27 protein-coding genes and 1 tRNA gene are annotated in these 23,733 nt (G+C 69.2%); 15 read left to right on the top strand and 13 right to left on the bottom strand.

Annotated elements, in window-relative coordinates; genetic code table 11:
* Position 1: 1 nt before the first annotated feature.
* A complete protein-coding gene (locus FL583_RS00895; RefSeq protein ID WP_205751747.1) occupies positions 2–505 on the bottom strand; it encodes a SigE family RNA polymerase sigma factor in 504 nt (167 codons plus the stop codon).
* A gap of 150 nt (positions 506–655) precedes the next feature.
* The gene (locus FL583_RS00890; protein ID WP_142702485.1) at positions 656–1,204 is read right to left on the bottom strand and encodes a DUF1990 family protein; all 549 of its coding nucleotides are present in this window, start codon (positions 1,202–1,204) and stop codon (positions 656–658) included.
* A 130-nt stretch (positions 1,205–1,334) separates the two neighbouring features.
* On the opposite strand from FL583_RS00890, the gene FL583_RS00885 reads away from it, so the two are divergent.
* From FL583_RS00885 to FL583_RS00875, 3 genes are all read left to right on the top strand, one after another.
* Positions 1,335–2,204 carry a DUF4240 domain-containing protein gene (locus tag FL583_RS00885; protein ID WP_170323421.1) on the top strand — a complete coding sequence of 290 codons (870 nt, stop codon included), beginning with the start codon at positions 1,335–1,337 and terminating at the stop codon, positions 2,202–2,204.
* Positions 2,205–2,218: 14 nt separating this feature from the next.
* Positions 2,219–2,701, top strand: a complete 483-nt coding sequence (locus FL583_RS00880) for a hypothetical protein (protein ID WP_142702483.1) — start codon at positions 2,219–2,221, stop codon at positions 2,699–2,701.
* A 182-nt stretch (positions 2,702–2,883) separates the two neighbouring features.
* On the top strand, positions 2,884–3,249 hold the full coding sequence (locus tag FL583_RS00875; protein WP_142702482.1) for a hypothetical protein: 366 nt from the start codon (positions 2,884–2,886) through the stop codon (positions 3,247–3,249).
* A 272-nt stretch (positions 3,250–3,521) separates the two neighbouring features.
* On the opposite strand, the gene FL583_RS00870 is transcribed toward FL583_RS00875, so the two are convergent.
* Both FL583_RS00870 and FL583_RS00865 read right to left on the bottom strand, forming a co-directional pair.
* A complete protein-coding gene (locus tag FL583_RS00870; protein WP_142702481.1) occupies positions 3,522–4,358 on the bottom strand; it encodes a hypothetical protein in 837 nt (278 codons plus the stop codon).
* A 5-nt stretch (positions 4,359–4,363) separates the two neighbouring features.
* Positions 4,364–5,077: a hypothetical protein gene (locus FL583_RS00865; protein WP_142702480.1), complete on the bottom strand. Its 714-nt coding sequence runs from the start codon at positions 5,075–5,077 to the stop codon at positions 4,364–4,366.
* Positions 5,078–5,519: 442 nt separating this feature from the next.
* Here FL583_RS00865 and FL583_RS00860 point away from each other — a divergent pair, with 442 nt between their 5' ends.
* The 5 genes from FL583_RS00860 (at position 5,520) to FL583_RS00840 (ending at position 10,566) form a co-directional block, all read left to right on the top strand.
* On the top strand, positions 5,520–6,221 hold the full coding sequence (locus tag FL583_RS00860) for a hypothetical protein (protein WP_142702479.1): 702 nt from the start codon (positions 5,520–5,522) through the stop codon (positions 6,219–6,221).
* Positions 6,222–7,246: 1,025 nt separating this feature from the next.
* On the top strand, positions 7,247–7,609 hold the full coding sequence (locus tag FL583_RS00855) for a hypothetical protein (protein ID WP_142702478.1): 363 nt from the start codon (positions 7,247–7,249) through the stop codon (positions 7,607–7,609).
* 160 nt (positions 7,610–7,769) lie between these two features.
* Positions 7,770–8,675, top strand: a complete 906-nt coding sequence (locus tag FL583_RS00850) for a hypothetical protein (RefSeq protein ID WP_142702477.1) — start codon at positions 7,770–7,772, stop codon at positions 8,673–8,675.
* Positions 8,676–8,703: 28 nt separating this feature from the next.
* Entirely contained in the window at positions 8,704–9,354 is a 651-nt protein-coding gene (locus FL583_RS00845; protein ID WP_142702476.1) for a response regulator transcription factor, read from the top strand.
* A gap of 117 nt (positions 9,355–9,471) precedes the next feature.
* Complete coding sequence (locus FL583_RS00840) at positions 9,472–10,566, top strand: sensor histidine kinase (RefSeq protein WP_142702475.1); 1,095 nt, start codon at positions 9,472–9,474, stop codon at positions 10,564–10,566.
* A gap of 177 nt (positions 10,567–10,743) precedes the next feature.
* Here FL583_RS00840 and FL583_RS00835 read toward each other — a convergent pair whose 3' ends face one another.
* Both FL583_RS00835 and FL583_RS00830 read right to left on the bottom strand, forming a co-directional pair.
* On the bottom strand, positions 10,744–11,103 hold the full coding sequence (locus FL583_RS00835) for a hypothetical protein (RefSeq protein WP_142702474.1): 360 nt from the start codon (positions 11,101–11,103) through the stop codon (positions 10,744–10,746).
* Positions 11,104–11,329: 226 nt separating this feature from the next.
* Positions 11,330–11,641, bottom strand: coding sequence for a hypothetical protein (locus tag FL583_RS00830; RefSeq protein WP_142702473.1), 312 nt, complete (start codon positions 11,639–11,641; stop codon positions 11,330–11,332).
* A gap of 1,049 nt (positions 11,642–12,690) precedes the next feature.
* Here FL583_RS00830 and FL583_RS00825 point away from each other — a divergent pair.
* From FL583_RS00825 to FL583_RS00815, 3 genes are all read left to right on the top strand, one after another.
* A complete protein-coding gene (locus tag FL583_RS00825; protein ID WP_205751746.1) occupies positions 12,691–13,023 on the top strand; it encodes a hypothetical protein in 333 nt (110 codons plus the stop codon).
* Entirely contained in the window at positions 13,023–15,602 is a 2,580-nt protein-coding gene (locus FL583_RS00820) for a DUF4132 domain-containing protein (protein WP_142702471.1), read from the top strand. The genes FL583_RS00825 and FL583_RS00820 overlap by 1 nt, the downstream gene beginning before the upstream one ends.
* Positions 15,603–16,398: 796 nt before the next feature.
* Positions 16,399–16,869, top strand: coding sequence for an NUDIX domain-containing protein (locus FL583_RS00815; protein ID WP_142702470.1), 471 nt, complete (start codon positions 16,399–16,401; stop codon positions 16,867–16,869).
* A gap of 433 nt (positions 16,870–17,302) precedes the next feature.
* Here FL583_RS00815 and FL583_RS00810 read toward each other — a convergent pair whose 3' ends face one another.
* The 3 genes from FL583_RS00810 to FL583_RS00800 are packed head-to-tail and all read right to left on the bottom strand — an operon-like array spanning position 17,303 to position 19,105.
* A complete protein-coding gene (locus tag FL583_RS00810) occupies positions 17,303–18,325 on the bottom strand; it encodes a zinc-binding dehydrogenase (protein ID WP_142702469.1) in 1,023 nt (340 codons plus the stop codon).
* Position 18,326: 1 nt separating this feature from the next.
* Positions 18,327–18,704, bottom strand: coding sequence for a hypothetical protein (locus FL583_RS00805; protein ID WP_142702468.1), 378 nt, complete (start codon positions 18,702–18,704; stop codon positions 18,327–18,329).
* Positions 18,701–19,105, bottom strand: coding sequence for a MarR family winged helix-turn-helix transcriptional regulator (locus FL583_RS00800; RefSeq protein ID WP_142702467.1), 405 nt, complete (start codon positions 19,103–19,105; stop codon positions 18,701–18,703). Before FL583_RS00800 ends, FL583_RS00805 begins: the two co-directional genes overlap by 4 nt.
* Before the next feature lie 96 nt (positions 19,106–19,201).
* Between FL583_RS00800 and FL583_RS00795 the strand changes: the two genes are divergently transcribed.
* Both FL583_RS00795 and FL583_RS00790 read left to right on the top strand, forming a co-directional pair.
* Complete coding sequence (locus tag FL583_RS00795; protein WP_142702466.1) at positions 19,202–19,477, top strand: hypothetical protein; 276 nt, start codon at positions 19,202–19,204, stop codon at positions 19,475–19,477.
* 93 nt (positions 19,478–19,570) lie between these two features.
* Positions 19,571–19,846: a hypothetical protein gene (locus FL583_RS00790; protein WP_142702465.1), complete on the top strand. Its 276-nt coding sequence runs from the start codon at positions 19,571–19,573 to the stop codon at positions 19,844–19,846.
* Here the strand turns inward: FL583_RS00790 and FL583_RS00785 are convergent.
* Complete coding sequence (locus tag FL583_RS00785; protein WP_142702464.1) at positions 19,843–20,475, bottom strand: PilZ domain-containing protein; 633 nt, start codon at positions 20,473–20,475, stop codon at positions 19,843–19,845. The genes FL583_RS00790 and FL583_RS00785 overlap by 4 nt on opposite strands.
* 146 nt (positions 20,476–20,621) lie before the next feature.
* Between FL583_RS00785 and FL583_RS00780 the strand changes: the two genes are divergently transcribed.
* Both FL583_RS00780 and FL583_RS00775 read left to right on the top strand, forming a co-directional pair.
* Positions 20,622–20,695, top strand: a tRNA-Pro gene (locus tag FL583_RS00780).
* 240 nt (positions 20,696–20,935) lie between these two features.
* Positions 20,936–21,076 (top strand): nuclear transport factor 2 family protein, encoded by a 141-nt coding sequence (locus FL583_RS00775; protein ID WP_142702463.1) that lies wholly within the window; start codon positions 20,936–20,938, stop codon positions 21,074–21,076.
* Here FL583_RS00775 and FL583_RS00770 read toward each other — a convergent pair.
* From FL583_RS00770 to FL583_RS00760, 3 genes are all read right to left on the bottom strand, one after another.
* Positions 21,054–21,533 carry an STAS domain-containing protein gene (locus FL583_RS00770; RefSeq protein WP_142702462.1) on the bottom strand — a complete coding sequence of 160 codons (480 nt, stop codon included), beginning with the start codon at positions 21,531–21,533 and terminating at the stop codon, positions 21,054–21,056. The genes FL583_RS00775 and FL583_RS00770 overlap by 23 nt on opposite strands.
* Positions 21,534–21,617: 84 nt before the next feature.
* Positions 21,618–22,556 carry a helix-turn-helix transcriptional regulator gene (locus FL583_RS00765; protein WP_142702461.1) on the bottom strand — a complete coding sequence of 313 codons (939 nt, stop codon included), beginning with the start codon at positions 22,554–22,556 and terminating at the stop codon, positions 21,618–21,620.
* 64 nt (positions 22,557–22,620) lie between these two features.
* Entirely contained in the window at positions 22,621–23,730 is a 1,110-nt protein-coding gene (locus tag FL583_RS00760; protein ID WP_142702460.1) for a tetratricopeptide repeat protein, read from the bottom strand.
* Positions 23,731–23,733 lie beyond the last annotated feature (3 nt).

The raw sequence follows: 23,733 nt of genomic DNA, 5'->3' as shown, positions 1-23,733 counted from the left end.
TTCATCGGATCTCGGCCGCGGCGTTGGCGCGTAAGCGGGCCAGGCCACGGCTGGCGTGGCTGCGGACCGTGGCCGCCGTGCACCCGAGTAGCGCGGCGATCTCGCCGTCGTCGCGGTCCTCGTAGAACCGGAGCACGAGCACCGCCCGCTGTTGCCGTGGGAGCGTGGCCAGCGCCGCCATCAGGGCGGCGCGCTCGCTGACCCTGTCGGCGGGGTCACCGTCGCCGGACCGGTCGGCGTCCACCGCGACCGGGATCTCCGAGGACGAGGAGCGCCGTCGCCAGCTCAGGTACTGGCGGAGGATCGTCTGGCGGACGTAGGCGCCCGGCCGATCGGTGCGCCGGATGCGCGACCAGCGACGATGAACGCGGACCAGCGACTCCTGGACGAGGTCCTCGGCCAGCTGGTGGTCACCGGTGAGCAGATAGGCGAACCGGAGCAGCGCGACACCCCGCTCCGCCACGTACTCGTCGAACGTCGACACGCCGCTCCTCTCGGTGGGCAAGCCTCCCTCCTAGGACGCGCCGGCCACACGAGGTGTGGAGCGGATCCGGAAAGTCGTCGCGATCCGCTACGCCCAACCGGCCGGGGTGTCGGCAAGAACGACGTCGTCGCGACGACGCAGGGGCGGAGCGTGTCGCTCGCACGTCTCGGGCTACCTGCCTGGGGGTTCCGCTAGTGCTCGGCGCAGTGAGCGGAGATACCGCGTGGTGACCCGGTCCTGGACGAGGCGGGTGAGAGGCCCGCCGAGCCTGGCCAACGGGGTTGCCGGTTTGGAGAAGGCGGTGACCTCGAAGAAGACGCCTTCGGCAGTTCTCTCCACGACGAAGCGCTCCTCGCCGCTTTCGGGGTGTCCTTGGAGGGTGCCGTAAGCGAAGCCGCTGTGCTTGTCGCCGTCGATGTCGTCGACGACTCGGCAGGGCGCCAGGAGGGTGAAAGGGGCGGGGCCGAAGCCGACGACGACGTGGGAACCGAGCCGTGCGTCGCCGTCGGCGAGGACGGTCAGGCCCGCGCCCCGGTGCATCTGCCAGCCTCGGAGCGCCGTCACGGCGCGGTCGAAGTCCGCAGCATGGTCGCTGACGCGCTCACGGCGACGGAAGAACCGGTAGCCGGGCGGGGCCTGGCTCGCGGTTGCGCCGACCTGGGAGTAGGTGAGGGCGAGCGATCCCGCACGTTCAAGCAGGGCATTCGCCCGAATTCTCATATCGGAGAACTACCCCATTCCGCGGCGACCACCAGAGGTCGACGGCCGCGGACGAAGCGGGCTCTGCGGGTTTTCCGCAGCTTCCCAGTTTCGCTGGTGTGGCGCTGTGAGCTGTGGCTACGGTCCGTGCGTGACGGAGGACGAGTTCTGGTCGTTGGTGAGGCAGCTGGGTGGGGTGGTCACGGAGGAGTCGATCGAACGGCTGACCGCCGTGCTCGCGACGCGTCCGGAGGCCGAGATCACAAGCTTCGCCGATCAGCTGGCGGAGGTCTTGTATCGGCTGGACACGCCGGCGCACGCCGAACAGGATCTGGTCGATCCGGAGTCCGGCGAGTCGCTGGGGCTGTCCGACGACTCGTTTCTCTACGTACGGGCCGGCACCGTCGCCGCGGGGCGCGCGGTCTACGAGCGGGCCCTGATCGATCCGGCGGCGCTGCTGACGACGCTGGACGCGATGGACGGGGAGTTCCTGCTTTCGGTCGCTCCGGACGCGTGGGAGCGGGCGACCGATCTGGCGTGGGACCACGAAACCCCGCTCAGTTACGAGACCGGCAGCAACTGGCAGGCCTGGGGCACGGAGGAGCCCCACGACGACGATCCGTGGGTGCCGCCGTGGCTGCAACTGCACAGCAGCTACGGCATCGGCTGGCAGCGCGTCGGAGAGGACGGCTTCCGCGCGCATTCGACCGCGCAAGACATGGTTCACGACTCGATCGTGAAGGACCCGGCGTGGCAGGCCTGGTGGAAGCCGGCGGGCATACCCGACCTGGAGCTGAACTTCCGGTACGCCTTCGAACCCGACGAGTTCGAGAAGCCTCGAGCCCGTGGGGGCAAGCGCCGTGCGCAGGCAGTGGTGTACTTCGGGATCGAGCGCATGACGGCTCCGACCTCGGACCGGTTGCGGGCGAGCGTCGAGGAGGATTTCTTGCTCGTTTTCGGGCTGGTCCGGGATGCCTTTTCGCTGGCTGTGCTACCGCCGCTTCCCGGTCCGGTGGCGTGAGAGGCAAGAGGTGGGTGGAAGGTGGTCGGCGCTATTGCGCGCTGCTGACCGACGACGTGCCGTTGGGGGAGCTGTTACTACTGGTGCCGGTGGCGCTGGAGATCGTCCGGCCGGTGGTGGCGACCATGCAGATGTCCGTGCTCTCCGACTGGCCGACGTTGCCGGAATCGCTGACGGGTCCGTTTGCACGGCTCGCAGAGCTAGGTGCGGCGCGGGCGCCGGGTGGGTGGATCGTCGATCTGGATCCGCGTGAGGACGAGGAGTATCGGCTCGTCGAGACACTCGGTCCGTGGATGATCTGCGCCGACGGCTACGGGCGCCATACCGACGGGTCCCTCCGCGGCGGCGAGTTCGAGGTGTTCACCATGGCCGACAGCGGCCAGGCGTTGTATTTCGAGTTCACCGATGACGAACTGCGTCGCTTCGACGACGAGATCCGCCGGCTCGATCTGGAGCCAGGGCGGATGCGGTACGTCGAGCCGTGGGCGGACCACTGACGTGGGATCGAGAACGAGCCCGGGGCGCGGTTGGGCGTCGCGGTCGAAGATTGAGCGGGGCGCTGCCTACGCCAGAGTCACCCAACGGCCGGCGTAGTAACGCGGTGGCGCGCACCGGGAGGCCCGTCGACGTGGAATCGGAACAGGATCGGTCGGTTTATGGGGAGGCTGTGCGGCGAGCAATGCTGGAGACCGCCCGGCTGGAGGCGGACCCGAGCGTGCGGATCCTCGCGAGCTGGGTCGACCCGGGCCGGTACGAGTGCGGTGCGTTGTGCGTTCTCTTCGTCCAGCACGGCCCGACGCGGGATTTGGTATTGGGCCTGGACTGGGACCTCACCCGCGATCCGGATGGCTTGGGGCGGACATCGATGACGGCGGAGCGGATGGGTATGGACGTCTTCTACAGCCACGTTCAGGAGCCGCCCGGTAGGGCACTGCAGTGGGCGAGGCATCGGGGCGGGGTGGCCTGGTCCACGGCAGCGGATGAGCCGCCGGCGATCCCGGACGAGCACCGGCTTTCCGTTCGGATGGCTGAAGGGCGGGCATGAGCTTCGTCGACTTCCGCGCACTGTTTTGCGAGGGTCTGCGTACGGAGGAGGAACTTCTGCGCACGCGTATGGGGCTCACCCCTGAGTCCGGTTGGTTGCCCCGACTGCGGTACCGGATTGCGAAGTCACGTCTTCGGGCTAGCCTGCGCCGCGGAATGAGCGTCTCGGGCTGGTGAGCATGACCGTTCGTCGCTCAGCGGACGATCGTGGTGGTCAGGTCGTCGCGGAGCCGGCCGCCCTAAAACGTCGTGGGCACGAGGCCGTCGGCGTCATCACGGGGGAGATGCGCCCGGCTGGTGGGCGGCCGCGTTGCCGGTGGTCACCCTCGAGTTGGTGAGCGCGGTCAGTAGGCGGTGGTAGCTGTCAGCGGTGCCGATCGTGGGGCGAGCGTCCGGGTGCTCGGCGTAGTAGCGCAGCGCGGCCGCGAGGAACTGACGGTCGATGAAGATGCCGTCGAGGGTGAGCGGGTACCACTCGTAGGTCGGCGTCCGCGCTGCGAGTACTGGTCCGGTGTAGGGGCGGCCGCCGGGGGTGGCATGGCGGACGAGTAGCCAGACCGTATTGCCTTCGACGGACCGGGAGCTAGGCCCGTCGCGCGCGAAGGCGTCCCACGGGATCCTGCGGCCGAGCGGAGTAACGACGCCCTCGGCGGTGAGACGGAGCGGCGCTGATCGGTAGAACAACCAGACGTGCGCGCCGGTGATCCCGATCGCGACGAGGACGAGAAGAGCGCAAACGACCGTTTTCGCGGCACCGGTGGTTAGCTCGGTAAAGCTGTGTTCAGTGACGAGACCGGCCAGGAACGGCGTGGTCAGGAGGAACACGGCTCCGCGGATCAGCGGGGTGCTCGGGGCGAGGAACATCGCCGTGCCGCGTCGGTGGCCGATCTGCAGGCCGGCCGGTGGCCTGCGGTTCGCCGACCAGAACAGGGCCATGTAGATCCCGACGAGAATCGGGACAAGGCCGACAGGGATGACGATGATCCAGACCGGCAGGGCGTAGAGCTGTTCGGTCGGCCAGAGATGCCACGCAGTAAATCCGCCCGCGCCGAGGACGCCGAAGAGTAAGGCGATGCGTCGGCTGCGGCGGGTCACGGGGTCGGCTCTCATCGTGCTCAGCGCCCGTGCAGTAGTGTCGCGGCCACGCGGGGGACGTCTTGGGCGAGCGCGGTGAGCAGGCGTTGGAATCCGTCAGGTGGGCCGATCGACGGGCGGGCGCCGGAGTGATCGCGGTAGTAGCGCAGAGCGGCGCCGGGGAGCGCCGGGTCGACGTAGACGTCGCGCAGGTCTCGGGAGCACGGCGGTATTGAATATCGGGTGGTGGCGACGCGGACGTCAGGTCGGCCGTCGGGGGCCGCGGTCCGGACGAGCAGCCACACCGTGGTGCCGCGCGCGGACCGCGAGCTGGGGCCGTCAGGCGCGAGTGCGTCCCACGGGATGCGGCGTCGCAGCGGGGCGATGATGGCATCCGGGGTGATACGGAGCGGCGCGGCTCGGTAGAGCGTCCAGATGTGAAGTCCCAGACCGACGATGGCCACAGACGCGGTTGCTGCGTGAAACAGGACGCGGGTGGTGCCGTCGAACAGTGCGGCGAAGAAGGGCGACGTCGCGAGAAGCGCGGCGAACGGGGCAGAGGTGACGACGAGCGATCCGCGGAGCACCGGAGTGCTCGGCGCAACGAATGCCGGTTTTCCTCGGCGCAGGCCGATTGCGAGACTCGCGGGTCGGCGGCGGCTCACGGCCCAGAGAGCGGCGACGCTGCCGGCTCCGAGGGCGCCGAAGACCAGCGCCGTTCGGCGGCTGCGGCGCGTCACCGGGTCGATCGTCACTCGACGCAGTATCGAGCGCGAGCGTTCGACCGGGGAAGCATGAAGTCCAAGGTTGCGGACTATCCGCAACTTCCTGACCAGCGTAGACCTGGGATGGCGGGTCCAGGTCCTCGACCTTTGGCTCGATGGCCGTACCGCTGACGGACCGGCGGGTTACGAGGGTTCCCGTTGCCCGTCTCACAGCGACCGGCCGTTGGGCCATGGGCGTCGGTGACGGTGGTTGCGGCTTGCGACTTTTGGACGGGTATCGGGGTTTCTTCGCGCGGCGGCGACTGCTTAACGAGCGGGCTACCTAGGAGTTGCAATATCCGTGCAGTCGCTCTTAGCGGAAGGCTCGAAATTCGGTCAAGAGGTGGACAGACCATGCCTCTTGGCTGCGGTTGACCCGCAAGTTTCGGCTCCGGGCGCTGGCAATTGCAGAGACTCTGCTTACGCTTCGCGCATGATCGTGCCAGGGCGAGGCGGGCGTGCCTTGCCGCCCCGGTATGGCAGCCGTGGGTGGCAGGCTCGAGGGAGGCATCAAGAGGGTCGTTTCGAGCGGTGCTCTGATCGTTCGGTCGCCCGACTCTGCGCCCAGCGAATCCTGCTTTTCGCGCCGCCCGAGCCGCGCGAGAATGTCGGCAGACCCCGCGCCTGGATCGATCTGATCGGGCGCTGGCTGGCAAGGATCGGGCTTGTGAGCCTTTTGGCGACTTTATCGGGCTGCAGCGTTCCGCAAGGCGGATTCACCGGCGTGAGCGTGGATGCGTCCGGTCAGCCGGTCGCCGTCATAGCGGTCTGTAAGGGGTGGATCGACGGCGTCGTCCTATACCGCGACGACGGCGAAAAGTTGATCACGCTAGGCAATTGGGATAGCGACCAAAGAATTCGTCGGTATGCGGCGGTTTCGTTGATCGCTCCGCCGACCGGCTGGACGGCAGACCACCCTCTGGACGTGCTCCAGCCCAACACGGTGTACTCGATTTTCGGCGGGACGGATAGCAGCAAGTGGAGCACTCTATCCGTAGATTTTACCGTAGAGGAGCTGCGGGATATTTCGCCGGGAGAGGTTTTATATCTCCAATTCCGGAAAGGTGCCGAGCGGATTGCGCGTACGCCGGCTACCACTTTCCAGCGAACGGTGTGCGCCGACTTTCGGGATTGAGAGATCGCCGGACTTTGGTCTCCCGACAGGCGCGCGCCCGTCAAAATGAACATCGGCGGACCACCCGTCGTGACGAGCACCCGCGGTCGGTAAGCCGAACCGAGGTCTCGCCTCCGTCAGAATTTGAAGAGGCCGGCCGAACTGAATGTCGTGTGCGCATCCGAGGCGAATACCCTGGCGGGTCGACCGTGAGAGGCGGACGCGGTGGCGTTCAGTGAGTTGCCTGGAGAATTGGGGTTCGAGCCGAGCGATCATGACGTCCGGGTCGAACGGCCCCCATGGGTCTTCTGGGTACGCGGCGTCAAACGATACGAGTCATTGACCCGCAGCGTGTTCGACGGAGGAGCGACCGATCTATCGGGCCTTGCATTGATGCTGGTAGCCCTTCTGCTCGCGGTGATATTTGAGCGGGCCTGGGGCCACCGTGCACGATGGAAGGTGGGTGTTCTGCGGGTCGAAGGGTCGCGGTGGGGTCCGGTAGGCCGCGTCAAGGTACTCCTTAAGGAGGTGCTACCGGCTGGGGTTGAGCCTGGGGCGCGGATAGGCGAGCTCGTGGATCGTGTGCGGGCCGGCGAGTTTGACAGCGATGACGAGTTGAAGTCCGGACGGAGTTAGTCCGGGTGCCCGGGCGATGCTGCCCTGTCCTGCGGAAGCTGCGGGTTGTCCGCAAAGGGTCCTGACCAACGAAGCCCCTTCGTAGTGTCGACGTGTGCTTAGGCGCGCGGCGGTCGATTCGGCGCGTTGGCGGTGAACGCAAGGAGATGCCAGGTGCGACGTCTTGATTACCGGAGGCCCTGGTTCACGGCGGTGGTGGCCGGTCTGGGCGTCGTCTCTGCGATTCGGTTCGGGTGGAGCCTCGCGGACAGCTACCGGGCCGCGGCCTGGGCGACAGACACGGTCAGATACGCGTTGCTGCTCGCTCTATTTACGTCTATCGCGGTCGGCTGGTTCGTTCGGTTTGTCGGCGAGTGGCGTCGGGACCGGCAACGAGACAACCCAGCGCGATCGACTAGCGAGCCCGGGGCGTGAGCGGGGGCGAGTCCTGGCGCGAGGCGCTCCGGTTCCTCAACGACTTTGCTGTGTCGACCGGACCGCATGCGCGAATGTTCCTGCCGGGTGTGCGACGGGTGCAGGTGGTCAACCGCGGCCGGGGCGGATGGGTCCGGCTGGACTTCTACGGATACTCGCTCGCCGACGCGACGGACCTGGCTACACGCCTCCTCTTGCCCGATCCGGAGCCCGTCGATGCCCGCGACGCCGACTTCGCCTTCGAGGGCATCCCGAGCAATGAGCCTCCGGATGGTGACGGCGCTGCCGTACGGTTGCGACCGTCGCCAAAGCTGCCGACACTGGCCGCTCACCACGACCTGCCAGGAGCGATCGAGTAACAGTGGTCCAGGGGAACGGTCCGTCGGCTGAGAGAGTCGAAGACCGCCCGCCGTGGCGCCCCGCACGCGCGTTCGGCGTGGTCACGCAGGTAGTGCGGGTTTCCCGCAACTTTCGCGACCCATCGCCCGTCGCAGCCATCGCCGACCGATACTTCGGCGGGTGACCCACTGCAAGCCGTCCGCCCTGCCTTCGGCGCTGGAGACCGAGGAGGTCACCCCGTCGGCCGTGGCCGCAGTGGTACGGCGAAGCCGGACGGTCACGCTGGCCTTCAGCGCAGCGGCCTTGGCTGTCGGCATCTTCATCAAGGTCCTCTTCGTGGGTCCCTTGCGCGGCGAGTACTGGTCGGCTGGGTTATTCCTCCCGATGTACGCGGTCGGATTGGTCTTCTTCGGCCTCCACGTCGCGATGTTCTGGCGCGTCTCCCGACGGCGTCCCGCAGCATTCATGCTCGGTCGCCAACGCGGACGGGCAGTCTTCGTCGGGCCGACCCGGCTCCTGGATCACGCAGCCCTCCCGTATTTCGCTGCTCTGGCCGGGGGATTGCTCGTGATCGGCCGTGTGCCCGTGGACTCGTTCTGGGTGCGGGCGGTCGTTGCCGGCGTCTTCGTCGTGCTGGCCGTCGTTCTGCTGGCCGTCGCGACTTGGCTGACGTTGTTCCGCCGGCCGTTCGTGACGCTGAGCAGTGACGGGCTCGCGATTCGCTGGGCCAGTGGCCTGACCCAGGGTTCCATCCATACGCTGAGTTGGGACGCCCTTGCGCCGGGAGGTCCGCCACCGCCCTCGGGCAAGAACCGGGGAATCTGGCTACTGCTCAACCGACCGCGCTGGCCGGTCGCCACCCCACTGTCGCCTTTCCCACCGGTACCCGCCGAATACGAGCGGTTCTGGATCGCTGAGCGGCGGATCTTCATCGACCCGGTCTTTCTCGCTCATGCGATCCGTTACTACGGCGAGCATCCCAATGCCCGCGCGGGGATCGGTACCCAGCAGGGACACGACCAGCTGACCGCGGCGCTTCGCGCTCTCCACGTCCGACGATCCCCAGCCGATTCGCCTCCGTGGTGATGGCTATCGAGCGGATTAGAGTCCCGGCATGACCGACCGCGCATCACCAGCTGCCCCACTCTCGGGTGTGAGCGTGGCCGTGGTCGACGACCATCCCACGACGCGGGCCGGGACCCGACTGCTCCTCACTGAAGCCGGTCACCCGGTGGTCGCGGAAGCCGGATCGCTCTCCGGGGCCTACCAAATCCTCACCGGCCGGGCGGCCCCGGTCGTGCTGATCCTGGATCTGAATCTGCCGGATGGGCACGCGCTGCGGCACCTGCCTGAGCTGCGCCGGGCCGCGCCGTCCGTGCCGATCCTGATCCTCTCCGCGCAGGACGATCTTCCGGTGGTTCGCGCGGTCCTCGCGGCCGGCGCAGCGGGTTTCGTGCTCAAGGACGCTCCGGCGACCGAGCTCGCCGCCGCGGTCGCCGCCGTGGCCGCGGGCCGGCAGTACGTGCAGCCGCAGCTGGCCGTCCGGCTCGCTCGGGGCCCACAACCGGCCTCCCCGGCGTTGAGCGAGCGGGAACAGGCCGCGATCCGGCTGTGGGCCGCCGGATACACCAACGCTCAGACCGCGCAGCAGCTCTCGGTCAGCGTCCGGACGGTGGAGTCCATCCGCGCGGACCTGCGTAACCGTCTCGGGCTGGTCGACCGGGCACAGCTCGCCGCGTACGCGCGGGCTCACCTGCCGTCGTGACCTGCAAGTCATCCGGAAAGTCGCGATATAACTACACGGCGGTCATCAAACAAGTCACAACCGCCTCGCTGAGCACCAATTCTCGTGTTCGATGAGGTCGTGTCACCCGAACCATCCGTGAGCGGTCCGCGCGCGGCCCAGACTCTGCGACAGCGGCTGACCAGCGCGTGCGTGATCCTCCTCGTGACCGCGGCCTGCCTGGACCACCGGCCGATCCCGCGCGTCCTCGACCTGATCGTCGCGCTGGTCGGCACCGGTCTCGCCGCGGGTCTGGCAGTACGCGCGGCCCGGCGGACCCGGATCCTGTATCTGGCCGGGGCGCTGTTCGGTGTCGCGCTGGCCCTCTCGAGCCTGCCGTTCGACCGGAACGTACTTGGCCTGGGCGTGGGTCGGGCGTTCTACGTCCCGGCGCTGGTCCTGGTCGCGGTCGCGGCGGTCCTGGCCTGGCCGGAACTTCGCGCCGCGTTCAGTCAGGACCGGGAGCGGATGCGCACCGCGGCCGTCGAGAACAGCCGTGCCCACGTCAGCCGCGAACTGCACGACGAGACCCTGCAGGCCCTCGTTCATCTGCGACGCAGCCTCGAGCGCGCCGCCGCGAGCACCGACGAGGGGCTGATGCGGAAAGCAGCCGAGGACGGGGCCGCGGTGGCGGCCGAGCAGATCACCGCGCTGCGCGACATCATCGCCGACCTCCACCCGTCGGTGCTGACTGAACTTGGGCTCAGCGCCGCCCTGGAGACGCTGGCCGACCGCACCGCCCGGCGGCATCCCGAGATCACGATCACCTACCGCCCCCCGAAGGCCGACGAGGCTCCCGTCGATCTGGCGACCGCGCTGACCGCCTACCGGATCACCCAGGAAGCCTTGAGCAACGCCGTCAAACACAGCGGCGCGACCCACGTCGCCGTCCGACTCACCCAGCACGGCGATCAGCTGGTCCTCGAGGTCAGCGACAACGGCCTCGGTCTGCGTCACTCCGACGAACAGGACGCACCCGGCGAAGCCGGGGGACTGGGCATCCCGGCCATGCGGGCGCGGGCCGCCCTCCACGCCGGCGACGTCACCATCCACAGCGACCCCGCCGTCCCCGCGACCGGCGGCTTGACGGGCACCACGGTGACCGCCAGCCTGCGCGCCGTCCTGCTCCCAACTCATCGCGGTCGCGTCAACCCGACCGATGGGTCGGCCCAGGCCAGCGTCGCCTCCAGGTAGAGGCTGTCCGGCTTCCGCGGCGCGGCCACATGGTTCTGCTCGTCAGTTTTGACCGCGTTTACTCGTCCGGTTGGACCGCAGTGGCCGACCTTCGACGTTGATGTTCGCGAGTTCTGCCCGCAGCCGGGTACTTGCGCGACAGCCGGCCCGCGACTGCCTCCGGCGCTCTGCCGCTGATCACTCGCTCACGGAACTCTTGTTGGTGCCCATCATCCCGACCAGCACCATCAACCAACCACTGATCGCCATACAGAGCAGAAATGGCCAGATCGGCAGACCGGCGACCGCGCCGGGCCGCCACAGGCACAAGGCGGCCGCCGCAAGGAGCAACACGAGGCCTGCTGCCCCGGCCGCGACCAGCTGCGGAGCCCGAACGCCACGCGCCACCGGCCCCCGACCCCACCGGCTACCGATGACGCTGCCCAGCACCAACAGCACGGCGAATCCGACGCCAAACGGAGTGCCCGCGCCTGTCCCGGCGCTCAACAAAATGAGGAGGCCGATACCGCACGAAGTGGCCGCGAGAACGAACAGCACCCGACGCACGGTCGCAAACTCCTCACTGCGAAGGGCCACTTAGGTCGCTCGGTGCCCCACCGTCCTGTCGTACAAACCCGCCGAAGTTCCGCCGTCGGGCCACGCGTCTGCGGTCGTTTCTCACGAACATCCAGAGCCTGACCGCCCACCGACTGCGGTCAGAACTGACGAGCGAACCCGGTCACATCTCGCGAACAGAGCCAGCCACCTGCCGATCAGCAATGCGTCACAGCTCGAGGCTGCGATCGACGTCTTCGCGTGGCCAGACCGGTACCGGCCCAAGCTCCTCCCGGATGAACACCGCCTCGTCCCGGTCCAGACCGTAGGAACCGTCGAGCGCGCCTTCGTCGCCGCCGGCGGAGGCCATCGACCACGCGATCCGACACGGCCCCGGGTGGTTCTCCGGCGCCGCGCACAGCGCCTCGCCCAGTACCGACTGAAGTCGCTGCACCTGCTCAGGTGTCGCCAGCACGTTTACCACGATGCGGAAAGGCCAGCGCTCCTCGCCATCGGCTGGCGTTGACTTCGGCTCGGGCACGCGGTCGACGGTAGCCCGTGTTGATGGACCCGGCATCGGGGGTCGCCCGCCCACTTCAGGGTTCGAGGACGTCATACCTGCCTTTCGCGCAAGCAATTCGACCTCCGCTCGGCGGACTCGGCCGTGTAACCACCCCGAGGAGGCTTCTCGGGACCGGCTGTTGATGGAAGGAGCAGCCTGCTGAGCAGGCAGACGGAATGTCACTGCTTCACTCAACGCGACGACTTCTAGCACCGCCGTCGGAAGAGTCGAATGCCTCGGCCTCGGCCCATCTATTTCTCATCCGTCGAGCGAGAGATAGTCAACGTTGAGCCGTCGCCATTCCTCGCTAGCCGTCCGGTCCAAATGGCGGATCACTACGACGCCGCCCCGCTCCAGATATGGCTGCTGCCCGAAGTTTCTGGATCCCAGTTTCACGCCAACTTCAAGGAATAGGGCTGACCAGGCAATCGCCAGCACGGAGACGATCGACGCGGGCGCCACTCATCGATAACGCTGAGATCCACAGCGCGGTGATCAACACGAGAACTGCGAACCCGACTGCTTTGTGCACCTGCCGTGCCCGGTGGATCCGGAGGGAGCCACGCTGTTCCGCCTCGGCCGTGTCGTCGAGCGGCATCGTCACATGCTGCCCAGAGACGACTCCACCCCAGGTTCTGAAGACAGGTACCGCCACCATCCGAATCTCCGCCGATCCGGACGCGAGAGATACCGACGGCGGCACCAAATGCGCGACGTCATCCAGCCGAACCCGAGCAGTAGCCACCAAGCGCCACGCCCTTTCTCACCCACGGCACTGACCGCCTACCCGGTGCGCTCGCCGACTCTAAGACACAGGAATCGCAGGTAGATGCCGGTTGCGGATAACCCGCAACCTTCGCCTCGTGCCTTCACTTCGACGTCGCGTGGACGTGAAGATGGCGCAAGCGGACTTGGAGTCCACCAGGACCCAAGCAACCGTGCTGGCCGCGCATGGGTGGTGCGCCGCCGAAAATGTCAGAGCCGGTTGCTAGACAGTGCGGGCTGAGGGAGGTAGTGGCGTGGCAACCGTGACGCTTCAGGATGAAACAGCAACTGGCCGGGCGCTGGCCACGACGTCGCTGGAAGTTCTACCGGCCATGCTGACCGCGCGCGAACTCGTCCGGCTGCGGGTCCGCGAGGAGGCCGCGCGAACCGACGTTGGTATGCCGTTGGTGGCCGCTCACGAGGGCCGGCCGGTCGACTGGGAGCGCCAGGCCGAGGTCGCCGAGGCCGCTTTCGACCGGAATGGCTTTGTGCTGCTGGTCGGGGATAGGCAGATCGAGAGCCTCGACGAGGTGCTCGACCTCAGCGACGATCCGGTGATCTCGTTCGTCCGCCTGATCGCCTTGGTCGGCGGTTGATGACGCCTCCACTGATCTTCGGCGGGCTCATCCCCGACGCCGAAGCGCTGGTTGCTTCCGGCGCCGATCCGGTATTCGGGCCGGGCGGCTCGCGACGTGCCGACGTCGTGGCCAGCGCGGTCGATGAGGCGGTCTCCGCCGCCATCAGGGCGGGCGGGGACGGTTCGGGGCATTATCCGCGTCCGCCCTACCCGGAGACGGCGGCCGGGGAACTGGAAGCGCGTCTGCGCGCACAGGAGGACGGGCTACGCGGCATGTGCCTGAGCCTGCATCGCCGGGTGTCGGCCCGGGGCTCGGGTAACGGCCACCGGGGTTGGCGCTGCGATGAATCGGTGCTATCCCGCGTCGCTCGCCCCGGGCGGAGCTGGTCGGCGTTCGACCTGAGCTGGGCGCTCGCGCAATTCCCCAGCCAGGGCGGGTGGGGGCCGGGCTTCGGATACGTCGCGGCCCTGCACCTGCCCCTGCTGATGGCCGCTTCCTTACCATCCGAGGCGTTGGCACCATTCGCGCCCGCCCTCAAGGCGGTCGACAGCTTTCTTCGTGAGCATGGTCCTTTCCGGATGGGCGTCGCGGAGTTGCGCACCATGCGCCGGGAGGTGGCGACGCTCCTGGGCCGCCTGGCCGACGAGTCGGCACACCGCTGGCCCTTCGGGATCAATCACGACGAGGATGAGTTCGCCCCAGCCGCCCGAGCGCTGCTCGCCGACCGTGATCCCGCCGTGTCCGCGCTGCTCGACCACTGCGACGAACTCGGCGAGGGACGCAAGCCGTCGGCCGCGTGGCAGCGGCGCGGCACCGACCTGCTGGCAGCGGTCCCGGGCAGCACCGAGATTGTGCGTGAGTTGCTGGTGCTGTTCACCGGTCAGCGCGAGCGGGAAATCACCCTGGCCGAAGGTTGGACAGAGCGCCGATTGCTCTTCGACTGGTCGACGACGACCCTGCGGGGGCTGGTGTGGCTCGCCGCTTCCGATCCCGACGAGGCCACCACGACGCTGCTGGCCGAGGTCGCGAAGGCGGCTGGGCGTCCGTACGCGAAGGGCGGCCCCGGGGTTCCCCGGGTAGCGAAACTGGCCACCGCGGCAGTAGCCGTCTTGGAAGCACGTGACGCGCAGGGACCGGCGCTGGTTCGGCTCCGCGACGCGGTCCGGAACAAGCCGCTCCGCGCCCGGATCGACGCGCTGGTCGCCACCGCCGCTCAGCGGGCCGGCCTCACCTTTGACAGCTACCTCGAACTGGCCGTCCCCGATCACGGCCTCGACACCGACCGCCGCTTGAGCGTGGACCTGGGTGAGTACGCCGCCACGATCACCATCGACGCGGTCCGCGACGTCAGGCTGGAGTTCAGCCGGGCCGGCAAGCCCCTGAAAACCGCACCGGCTGCCGTCCGTCGTGAGCACACCGACGCCGTGGCAGCGCTCCGCGCCGAGGTAAAGGCCATGCGGGCCACCCTTGCGGCCGAGCGCCGCCGGGTGGATGACCTTTTTTCGGCCGAACGCACCTGGACGTTCGACACCTGGCGGTCCCAACTGCTCGCCCATCCGGTCACGGGCGTCTTCGCCGAGGGCCTGCTCTGGCGGATCGGTGAACACACCGTGCGTCCGCGAGCATCCGGAACCGGAGCCTGGCAGCTGGAAGACCTGACCCACCGCGTGGTGACGCCGCACGCCGGCACGCCCGTCCGGCTCTGGCATCCCGGCTCCGCTCCCACCGAGGAGGTGACGGCCTGGCGTGACCGGCTCATAGCCGAGGGCGTCAGTCAGCCGCTCAAACAGATCTTCCGCGAGGTCTACCCGCTCACGCCCGCCGAGGAAGCCACCCGTTCGTACTCCAACCGGTTCGCCGGGCACATCCTGAACTATCGGCAGGCCGCCGCGCTGCTCAGTGGCCGTGGCTGGGACGTCAAGGCGCTCGGCTACTGGGACGACGGCTACGAGGGCACCGCGGTCAAGAAGCTCGGGGCCGGAACCTGGCAGGCGTCGTTCCGCTACGCGCTGGTCGAGCAACACGACGACGTCGCCCAGTTCTGCTCCACCGACCAGGTGCGCTTCGGCCGCCGCGACGGCACCGCATGGCGGGCAGCAGACCTGGCCGAAGTGCCGAGGTTGGTGCTCTCGGAGGCCCTACGCGATGTCGACCTGGCGGTCGGGGTCGCCTCCATCGCCACCGATCCAGCTTGGTACGACCGGGGCGACGGACCGCTCGTCACCTACTGGCACACCGCGGTCGACGCGGAGCTGAGCCCTTCGGCCGAGGTCCGCCGGGACGCGCTCACCCGGCTCCTGCCCCGCACCAGGCTCGCCGGACGGGCCGAGCTGACCGGTCGGTATCTGCGGGTGCATGGCAACCTGTCGAGCTACCGCATCCATCTGGGCTCCGGGAACGTGTTGGTGGAGCCCGAGAACAGCTATCTGTGCATCGTTCCGGGCGCCGGACAGGGCCCACAGGTGCTGCTGCCCTTCGACGACGACCGGCTGTTGTCGCTAATCCTGTCGAAGGCGTTCCTACTCCTCGACGACCAGGGCATCGACGACCCGACGATCCTTTCCCAGCTGCCCCGGCGAGCGGACACCTCCGTTTAGCAACTGTGGTGCCGCTCACAGGGCTACGACCTCGCTGCCGACGATCGGGGGGTAATCCTCATCCGAGGCTGGATAACCCAGCTGAGCTGAGCAGGCGCCGAGAGCCACCGGCGCCGAATCCAAGAGCGCACGACCTGCCACCGGTACCAGGCCCGGGACGAATTCACATGAAGGACCTCCGCACGGTCAACAGGGAAATGTGGCGCGATTTGATCGCGCCACAGCTCAGGGCTGCCGGAATGACCGGATCTGGAACAAGTTTCGTCCTGCCTGATGGGCGGGCAATCGCTGCGATGGGCGTCCAAAATCGCTTTTAAGGCTTCGGTTCTCGACTGCGATTCCTAGTCAACCTGTCGGTCGTCGACCGATACGTTTGGGAGCGCGAGCGCAAGGCAAACCCAGACTTCCCTACGCCCCGGCGCCGACCCCTGGTTCTGCCTCGAGTCGGCCAATCATGTGGCCGAGGTCGCGGACGAAGTAGCCGGCACCATGGTCCGCTACGGCCTGCCAGCGGTCCGGATGCAGATAGCCAAGATTCACGAGTCGACGCCGGGAGGCGGTCAGGTCGATCCGCCTGGTGTTCCTACTAGAGGTCCCGTCAGCCTCGGGCGCAGCGACCCCGCGTGATGGCACGACTGTTCCGCCGTCGGCCCGGCCCGCACAGTGCGCTGGCGCAGTTACTGGAATGGCCGAAGACTCGGCAGCGGTGGTGGGCGTGACGACGCCGCGCTGGCGCGCTTGGCGCAACGGCCCGCTTCAGGGACACATGGTGGTGCGAGTTGGCTAATCTGCCCGAATGGCTGCCGACTACACCGCGACTCTGGCGACCAAGCGCTCCGCCGCGGCGGTGGCTTTCATTGACGACCTGGGCCGTGTACTGCTGGTCGAGCCTACTTACAAGCCTTATTGGGAGCTTCCGGGAGGAGCCGTCGAGGCGAACGAGTCCCCTTATGAGGCGGCGGCTCGTGAGGTGAGGGAGGAGCTCGGTCTCCTGGTCCGGCCGGGCCGGCTGCTGGTGTCGGATTGGGTGCCGCCGCGGGAGAGCCGGACCGAGGGCATGATGTTCGTCTTTGACGGCGGTCAGGGCGTGGACACCAGCGCCATCTGTTTGCCGCCGGAGGAGCTGGGCGGCTGGCGGTGGTGCACCGTCGACGAGGTGGATGCGCGGATGTCGCCGTTGCTGGCCCGTCGTGTGCGCGCGGCGCTGGTGGCCGCTGGGTCCGGCCGAACTTTGTACTTGGAGAACGGCGAGCAGGTCGTCGGGTGAATGGCGGTGGCCGCCCCGGCAGGGGGACCGGGGCGGCTCGGGCTATGCAGCCTGGAGGTTCGCCCCTAGCGGCAGCGGCTTCCTCGGTCTCCTGCACGACGACGCCGAAGCTGCCGTGCACGATCAAGAATCTGGGGAAACGTCTGGAGTCGAGGTTGGCCAGATCATGACCGGTGCCCTATTCCTCCGACACCCTCGGTGGTCCCGGCTGAGCCGAGGCCGGCTATGCCCTGGCCACACTGGGGCTCGGGTTGGCGCCGGCGAGCGGACCGGCCGGCCGCGAGAGCCCGGAGCGTGTGAAGTCGGTGCTCCGAGGTAGCCGGTGTCGCAGTGGCCGTGATCGGCGCGGTCGCGGCGGGCGAAATTGCTGCCCAGAACTTACGTCCATCACTACGCGGAAGGTCACCACGCGCCCGAAGCGGCGGCTCCGGCGTCAGGGTTCCAGCACCGTGATGCCCGCCGTGCCCGCGGCCGGGACGTCGGCCAGAGCCTGCGGCGCCGCGTCCAGCGGCAGCCGGCGCGTCACCAGGCGATCCAGGGGGAACGACGGCGTCCGCACCAGGCGGAGCAGCCGCGGGTACTCGTGCGCAGCCAGGCCGTGGCTGCCCAGCACCTGCAGCTCGTACGCGATCACCCGGTCCATCGGCACGGCCGGCCGGCCGCCCGCCGGCGGCAACAGCCCTACCTGGACGTGCCGCCCCCGCCGGCGCAGGCCGCGGATCGACGCCTCGCACGCGGCCGGGTGCCCGACGGCGTCGAGTGAGACGTGCGCCCCGCCGTCGGTCAGGTCGGGGATCGCCGCCGCGTCGGCCGGGTCCAGAGCCTGCGACGCTCCGAACGCGAGCGCCAGCTGGCGGGCGTCCGGAGAAGGATCAGTGACGATCACCTGCGCACCCGCGGCCACCGCGATCGCGACGGCCGACAGGCCGACGCCGCCGCACCCGTGCACGGCGACGAACTCCCCGGCCCGCACCGCGCCGACGTCGAGCACCGCGCGGAACGCGGTCGCGACCCGGCAGCCGAGCGCGGCCGCCGACGCCGGGTCGAGGCCGTCGAGCGCGACCAGGTTGACGTCGGCGTGGTCGAGGGCCACGAACTCGGCGAACGATCCCCACCCGGTGAAACCGGGCTGGGTCTGACGGCGGCAGACCTGCTGGGCGCCCGCGGAGCACTCCGGACACGACCCGCAGGCCATGACGAACGGGGTCGTGACCGCGTCCCCCACCCGCCAGGAGACGACCGAGGACCCGACCGCGACGATCCGGCCGGCCAGCTCGTGACCCGGCACGTGGGGTACGGAGACGTCGTCGTCGTGACCCTGCCAGCCGTGCCAGTCGCTCCGGCAGACGCCGGTCGCCTCGACCGCGACGACCACGCCGTGCGGCGCCGGGGTGGGGTCGGGCACGGTCGCGATCGAGATCGGGCCGCCGAACTGCTCGAACACCGCTGCGCGCATGTCAGCGAGTGTCGTCGGTCCAGGGGAACGGCTCGCGGTCGGGGGCGACCCAGCCGGTACGGGCGGCCGGCGAGTCCAGGGTGGCCGGCGAGTAGAAACGCGTGAGGAGCCGCGTGTCGAGGAGGGCGGGATTCCGCGCGGCGAACGCCTCGAAGGACGGCTCCTCGCCGAGGTGGAACCCGACCAGCTCGACCCAGGCCCGCGTCATCGTCACGTGGTATCTGGACGGCGCCGCGCTCCGGATGCCGTCGCCGATCAGGTCGACCGCGGGTCCGACGCCGTGGGCGCGTACGGCGAGCCAGGTCAGGTGCACGTGCTCGCGATGGCCGAACCGGCGGCCGTCCGGCGCGACTTCGGCGAACAGCGATTCGAAGGTCATCGGGCCAGTGCCTCCAGCCCGGCGCGCAGGCCCGCGACCGCCTCCGGTGGCAGCCCGCCGAGGGCGCGCTCTTCGAGCGCCGCGATCGCCGTGCGGATGATCGCGGCCGTCGCGCGGCCGGACTCGGTCAACTCGATCTGGACGGCCCGCCGGTCGCCCGGACGGTGCCCGCGGGTGATGTGTCCCCGCCGTTCGAGACGGTCGAGGACGCTCGTCAGCGTGGTCGGTCGCGAGCCGACGTCGGCGCCGAGGGCGGACACCGTCCGCGGACGGTCGTCGGCCAGCGTCGCGAGCACGTTGATCTCGGACGCGGTGAGGTCGAGGTCGACGAGCTCGGTCGCGAGGACCTGGAGCGTCGCATGGGTAGCGCGCTGGAGCGCGAGAAGAGGAGACCATTCCACGAGATCGGATGATACGAGATCGTAGTATCCGCTGTCGATTGAGTAAGTGGGCCCGTGGGAAAGTGGAGGGCGTCACCGCCGGAGAGGGAGGTCGCCGTGGAAACGCCCGATCAGGAGATCCTGTACGCGATCCGGGAGCACATCTCCGAGCACCAGCTGAGCATGAACGCGACCGGCCTCGACCTCGGCACCGGCGCGGCGCTGGTCGTGGCCAGCCGTGAACAGTGGCAACAGGACCCTGACCAGGTCGTGACCCTCAGCGCCGGCCAGCTCGCGCAGGCCATCGCGACGGCGAAGCACCAGGGCATGCAGGAGGTCTACGAGCTCGCCCAGAACGCGCTCACCGAAGACGCCGGTCCACGGCAGACGTGAAGGATGGTGAGCGTCCGTGCGGCGGCGCGCGGTCAGGCGTCCGAAGGCTGATTCTGTAAGCGGAGCGGACCGCCTACCGAAGGGACGCGCGCCATGGACGAGCCCGGGAACAACACCGCCTGGCAGGACCGGTTCGGCGACACGTGGGTGCGCAGCGACGAGGCGGCGCGCAAGCGGTCGGAGGCGCTGGGGACGCTGGCCGACTTCCGGTGGTGGGCCCTCTGCGAGGGTCCGGCCTGGGAGGACGGGATGCGCGGGACGGTCGGGGTCGCGTCGCCGTGGTCGTCGGTCGAGATGCACGGACCGCTGGAGCCGGGCGACAGCGGTCTCGTGCAGAGGGTCCTCGATGCGCTGAACCGGGAGCTCTAATCGAGCGGGGGTAGCTCGGCGGCCTGGCGGGCCATGGCCGCGAGGTGGAGCCAGTCGCTGGGCTGCAGATACTCGAACTCGCCGCGGAGCTGGTCGGAGCGCACGTCGACGACGCGGAGCGTCGCGGCGACCGGGTGGGCGCTGAACGGGTCGAGCTCGAGGAACACGTCGCGGACGCCGGACGGCAGGCGCAGCGCGTCGGACTCGACGGTCAGGACCGCGCTCAGCCCGCCGGGCGAGATGTCGACCGTGGTCCCGTTGAACCGGACCGGCCGCGTCTGCGCCGGTCCGGCGCTGCCGGCCAGCGCCGGCAGAGAGACCGTGGTCCCGCGGAGCGGAACCACGAGCGGCATGCGATGGGCATCGCGGCGCTGCCACGCCGGAGGGATCTTGGCCATCTTCAAGGTGACGACGCCCAGGTCGACGTCGAGCGCGGCGACCGTGCGCATCACGCCGAACGGGGTCGGGATGCTGATCATGCCCCGCTGAGGCGGCGACTCCGATCCCATGACCAGCACCGAGATCTGCTCCTGGTCGCCGACCTCGGCCGGGGCGAGCGTGAGTAACTCGACGGCCTGTACCGGGCCGGTGAGGATCAGCTGAGTGCCGGCGGGCAGGGGGATGGTCATGGTGTGGCTCCTCGTGGGGGGACGTACCCACAGTGCGGTCGATCGGGCGGGGATGCCACGGATTGGTGGGGTTCGCACCTGTGTTGCACCCGGGGGCGCAACTGGTGCGGAGGCCGGGTGGCGGGTGCGGTAGGGTTGGGGAGTCGCGGGATGTGGCGCAGCTTGGTAGCGCACTTGACTGGGGGTCAAGGGGTCGCAGGTTCAAATCCTGTCATCCCGACAGCGGCGAGGGTTTCCGCAGGTCATTAGGCCTGTGGGAACCCTTTTTCGTGTTACCTCGCGGACTGGAACCGAACCCTGCCGAGGATCCCTGCTCCGTCACCCGGGCGCAGGTCGAAGCGTTCCAGACCTCGATGATCGAGACCCGATCGGGCGGGTACGGCGCTGAACAAACACAAGCCGCTGGTCGACGTCGACGAGAGCGCGCACCGACAAGGCGGTCGCCGCGTCGGTCTTCGGCTTGCTGGAGTCGTTCATCGGCCGGTGGGACGCGGTCGACATCTACCGGGTCACCGACGGCCGGATCAGCGAGGAGTGGGCCGCCGACGACGTGACGATCATGACCCAGGTCGGCGCCTTCAGTCCGCCTTGGCCAGCCTGACCGGCCGGGGTGGAGCCGGGAAGATCGTGACCTGCTCCAGGCGTCCGGCGGCGAGCATCCGGGGGAGGAGCGGCAGGTGGCCGGCTCCGGTGATCTGGACGGCTCCGCAGGTCTGAACGAGACGGGCGAGGAAGTTCAGGGCCACCGCGCCGACGAACGTGGCGTCCGAGAGGTCGACGATCGCGGGACCGCGGCCGGCGCCGCTCAGGTCGTGGATGATCGCGTCGAGATCCCCGGAAGCCTGGCGGTCGATGGGGCCGTGCAGCGAAATGGTGTGGCCGCTCCCACGCGCCCGCAGCAGGAAGGTGGAGCGCTCGGCGAGGTCCCGGGAGCGCTCGACGATCTGACGCGACGCGTCGCGGGTGGCTTCGGCGCGGTCGCGTAGGCGCGCCGCCTGCGTGCGCCGGCTGAAGGCGAGGGCGGCGTCGGGTCGAGGGGTGCCGTGTGGCGAAGCCATCGCCATTGAGCGTCATCCATGGCCGAATCCACCGCTGCCGCTCTCAGCGCACGATCGGGCCACGACTATGGCCGAAACGAACCGTCACCGGCCGCGCAGGGTCTTGCTGGGCGGTTGACCGTAGGTGATGCGGTAGAGCTCGGTGAAGCTGCTGTGGTCGGCGAATCCCCAGGCCGCGGCCACCGCCGACACGCTCGTGGTGGCCGGGTCGCCGTCCCGGAGCGCCTCGTGGGCGTGGGTGAGCCGGACCCGGCGCAGGTAGGCCATCGGGGTGGTGTCCAGGTGCCGACGGAACGCCAGCTGCACCGCGCGGATGCTGACGTGGGCGGCGGCGGCGATGTCGGCCGGTCCGATCGGGCGCTGCGCGTTGTCGTCGATGAACGCGACGGCGCGGCGCAGCGCGTCCGGATGGGCGTCGTGGCGGTCCTCGATCGTCGGGTCGCGCAGCGCGTCGTTCGGGAAGACGGTCAGCGCGGTCGCGGCGAGCAGCCGGGACGCGGTGGCCAGCACGAGAGGCGGGGCCACTCCGTCCGCGACCAGCTCGCGGAAGTAGGCGACGGTGGCCAGCCACCGCTGGGCGTCCCGGGCGGTGGCCGGCTGGTAGCCGGTGAACCGGATCGGCGTCGGGACGCGGGCCGGGCTGGTGGCAGCGACCTGCGTGAGCAGGGAAGGCTCCAGGCCGACGTACTCGAGGTCGGACTGGACGATGTCGGCCAGATACGGCTCGTCGGGCTGCCCGGCCAGGAAGACGTCCCCGGCCCGGTACGGGCGGGCGTCGCCCGGGGGGCGGAAGACGATGCCGCCGGCGGCGAGGTGACCGAAGTACAGCCCGCCGAGCTCGTGGCTGCCCACCTCGCAGTCCATGCCGTACGTGATGCGGTGCAGCCCGACCTCCCCGAACTGGTCCAGGCCGATACGCAGGTAGGGCGGCGCGGATGGAGCGGCGAACCGGCGCGCGTCGTAGACGCTCAACAGCATCTCCCGGACCGCCTCGGCGTCGGTGCTCTCGAACAGCGTGGTCATCATCGCCTCCAGTGCCGGCCGGACCACCGAAGCGAATAGGACTCCGGCCGAGTACGCAATCCCTTCAGGATTGATCGGCCGCGGTCAGCCGGCGGAGCAGGTCGTCCAGCTCCCGCACCATCGGGTGTCCGGCCCCGTGCGTGCGCCGGTAGGTGCCCAGCGCCTCCCGGACCAACGGCACCGCCTGCCTGTTCGCTCCCCGGTTGGCCAGCAGCGCGGCCAGGTCGACCTGCACGCCCATCGTCGCCGGATGCTCCCGGCCGTACAGCCGCCGGTAGGCGTCGAGGACGTCGGTCATCTCCGACTCGGCCTCGGCCGGTCGCTCGAGGAGGTTGAGGACGACGGCGTGGTTGTGGCGGGTGCGCCAGGTGTCGGGGTGGTCGTCGCCCTGGTGACGGGCGCGCCGCTCGATCAGCCGGCCGTACGCCTCCCGGGCCTCGTCGAACTTGCCCTGGTGGGCGTAGACGGCGCCGAGGTTGTGCAGCGCGGCCAGCGTGACGTCGGCGCCCTCGTCGGCGTCGGCGACGAGGCCGACGTAGATCTGCTCGGCCTCGGCGAGCCGGGCCGGGGAGCCCCGTAACGTGCCGGCCAGCGTGTTGCGGGCCCGCAACGTGTCGGGGTGCCCGGCGCCGAGCGTGCGGGTGAGGCGGGTGACCGTGTCCCGGATCAGCCCCTCGGCCTCGTCCCGGCGATCGAGGTCGGTCAGCGTGTTGGCCAGGTTCGACGCGATCGTCAGCGTCTGCGGATCGTCCCGGCCGCGGAGATCCTCCCAGCCCGTCAACGCCTCGCGCAGCCGCTGTTCGGCCACCGCCAGTTCGCCGGCGTCGGCCAGGAGCCGGGTGAGATCGTTCAGCGTCAGGAGCCGGTTCTCCGGGTCGTCCGCCCGCGCGTCGGCCAGCCAGCTCAGCAGCTGGACGGCGTCGTCGCGCCGGTCCGGGTCGTCGCCGATCGTGACCGCGTAGAGGTGCAGCGCGTGCCGGGTGTCCGGGTGGTCGAGCCCCAGCCGTTCCCGCTTGCTCTCGAAGTCCAGGCCGCGTGCGGTCTCGGCGTTGAGCACGAGGTCGACCTCGACGACCGGGACGTCGCCCGGCTGCTCGGTGACCGTGATGTCCGCGCGGCCGTAGTCACCCTCGACGTGTTCGGTGGTTTTCCTGGTTCTCCTCCAGAAGGCCATGCT

Source organism: Cryptosporangium phraense (assembly GCF_006912135.1).
Taxonomy (GTDB): Bacteria; Actinomycetota; Actinomycetes; order Mycobacteriales; family Cryptosporangiaceae; genus Cryptosporangium; species Cryptosporangium phraense.
The sequence above is the reverse complement of the archived record's forward strand: the minus strand, read 5'-3'. Positions and strand labels throughout refer to the sequence as shown.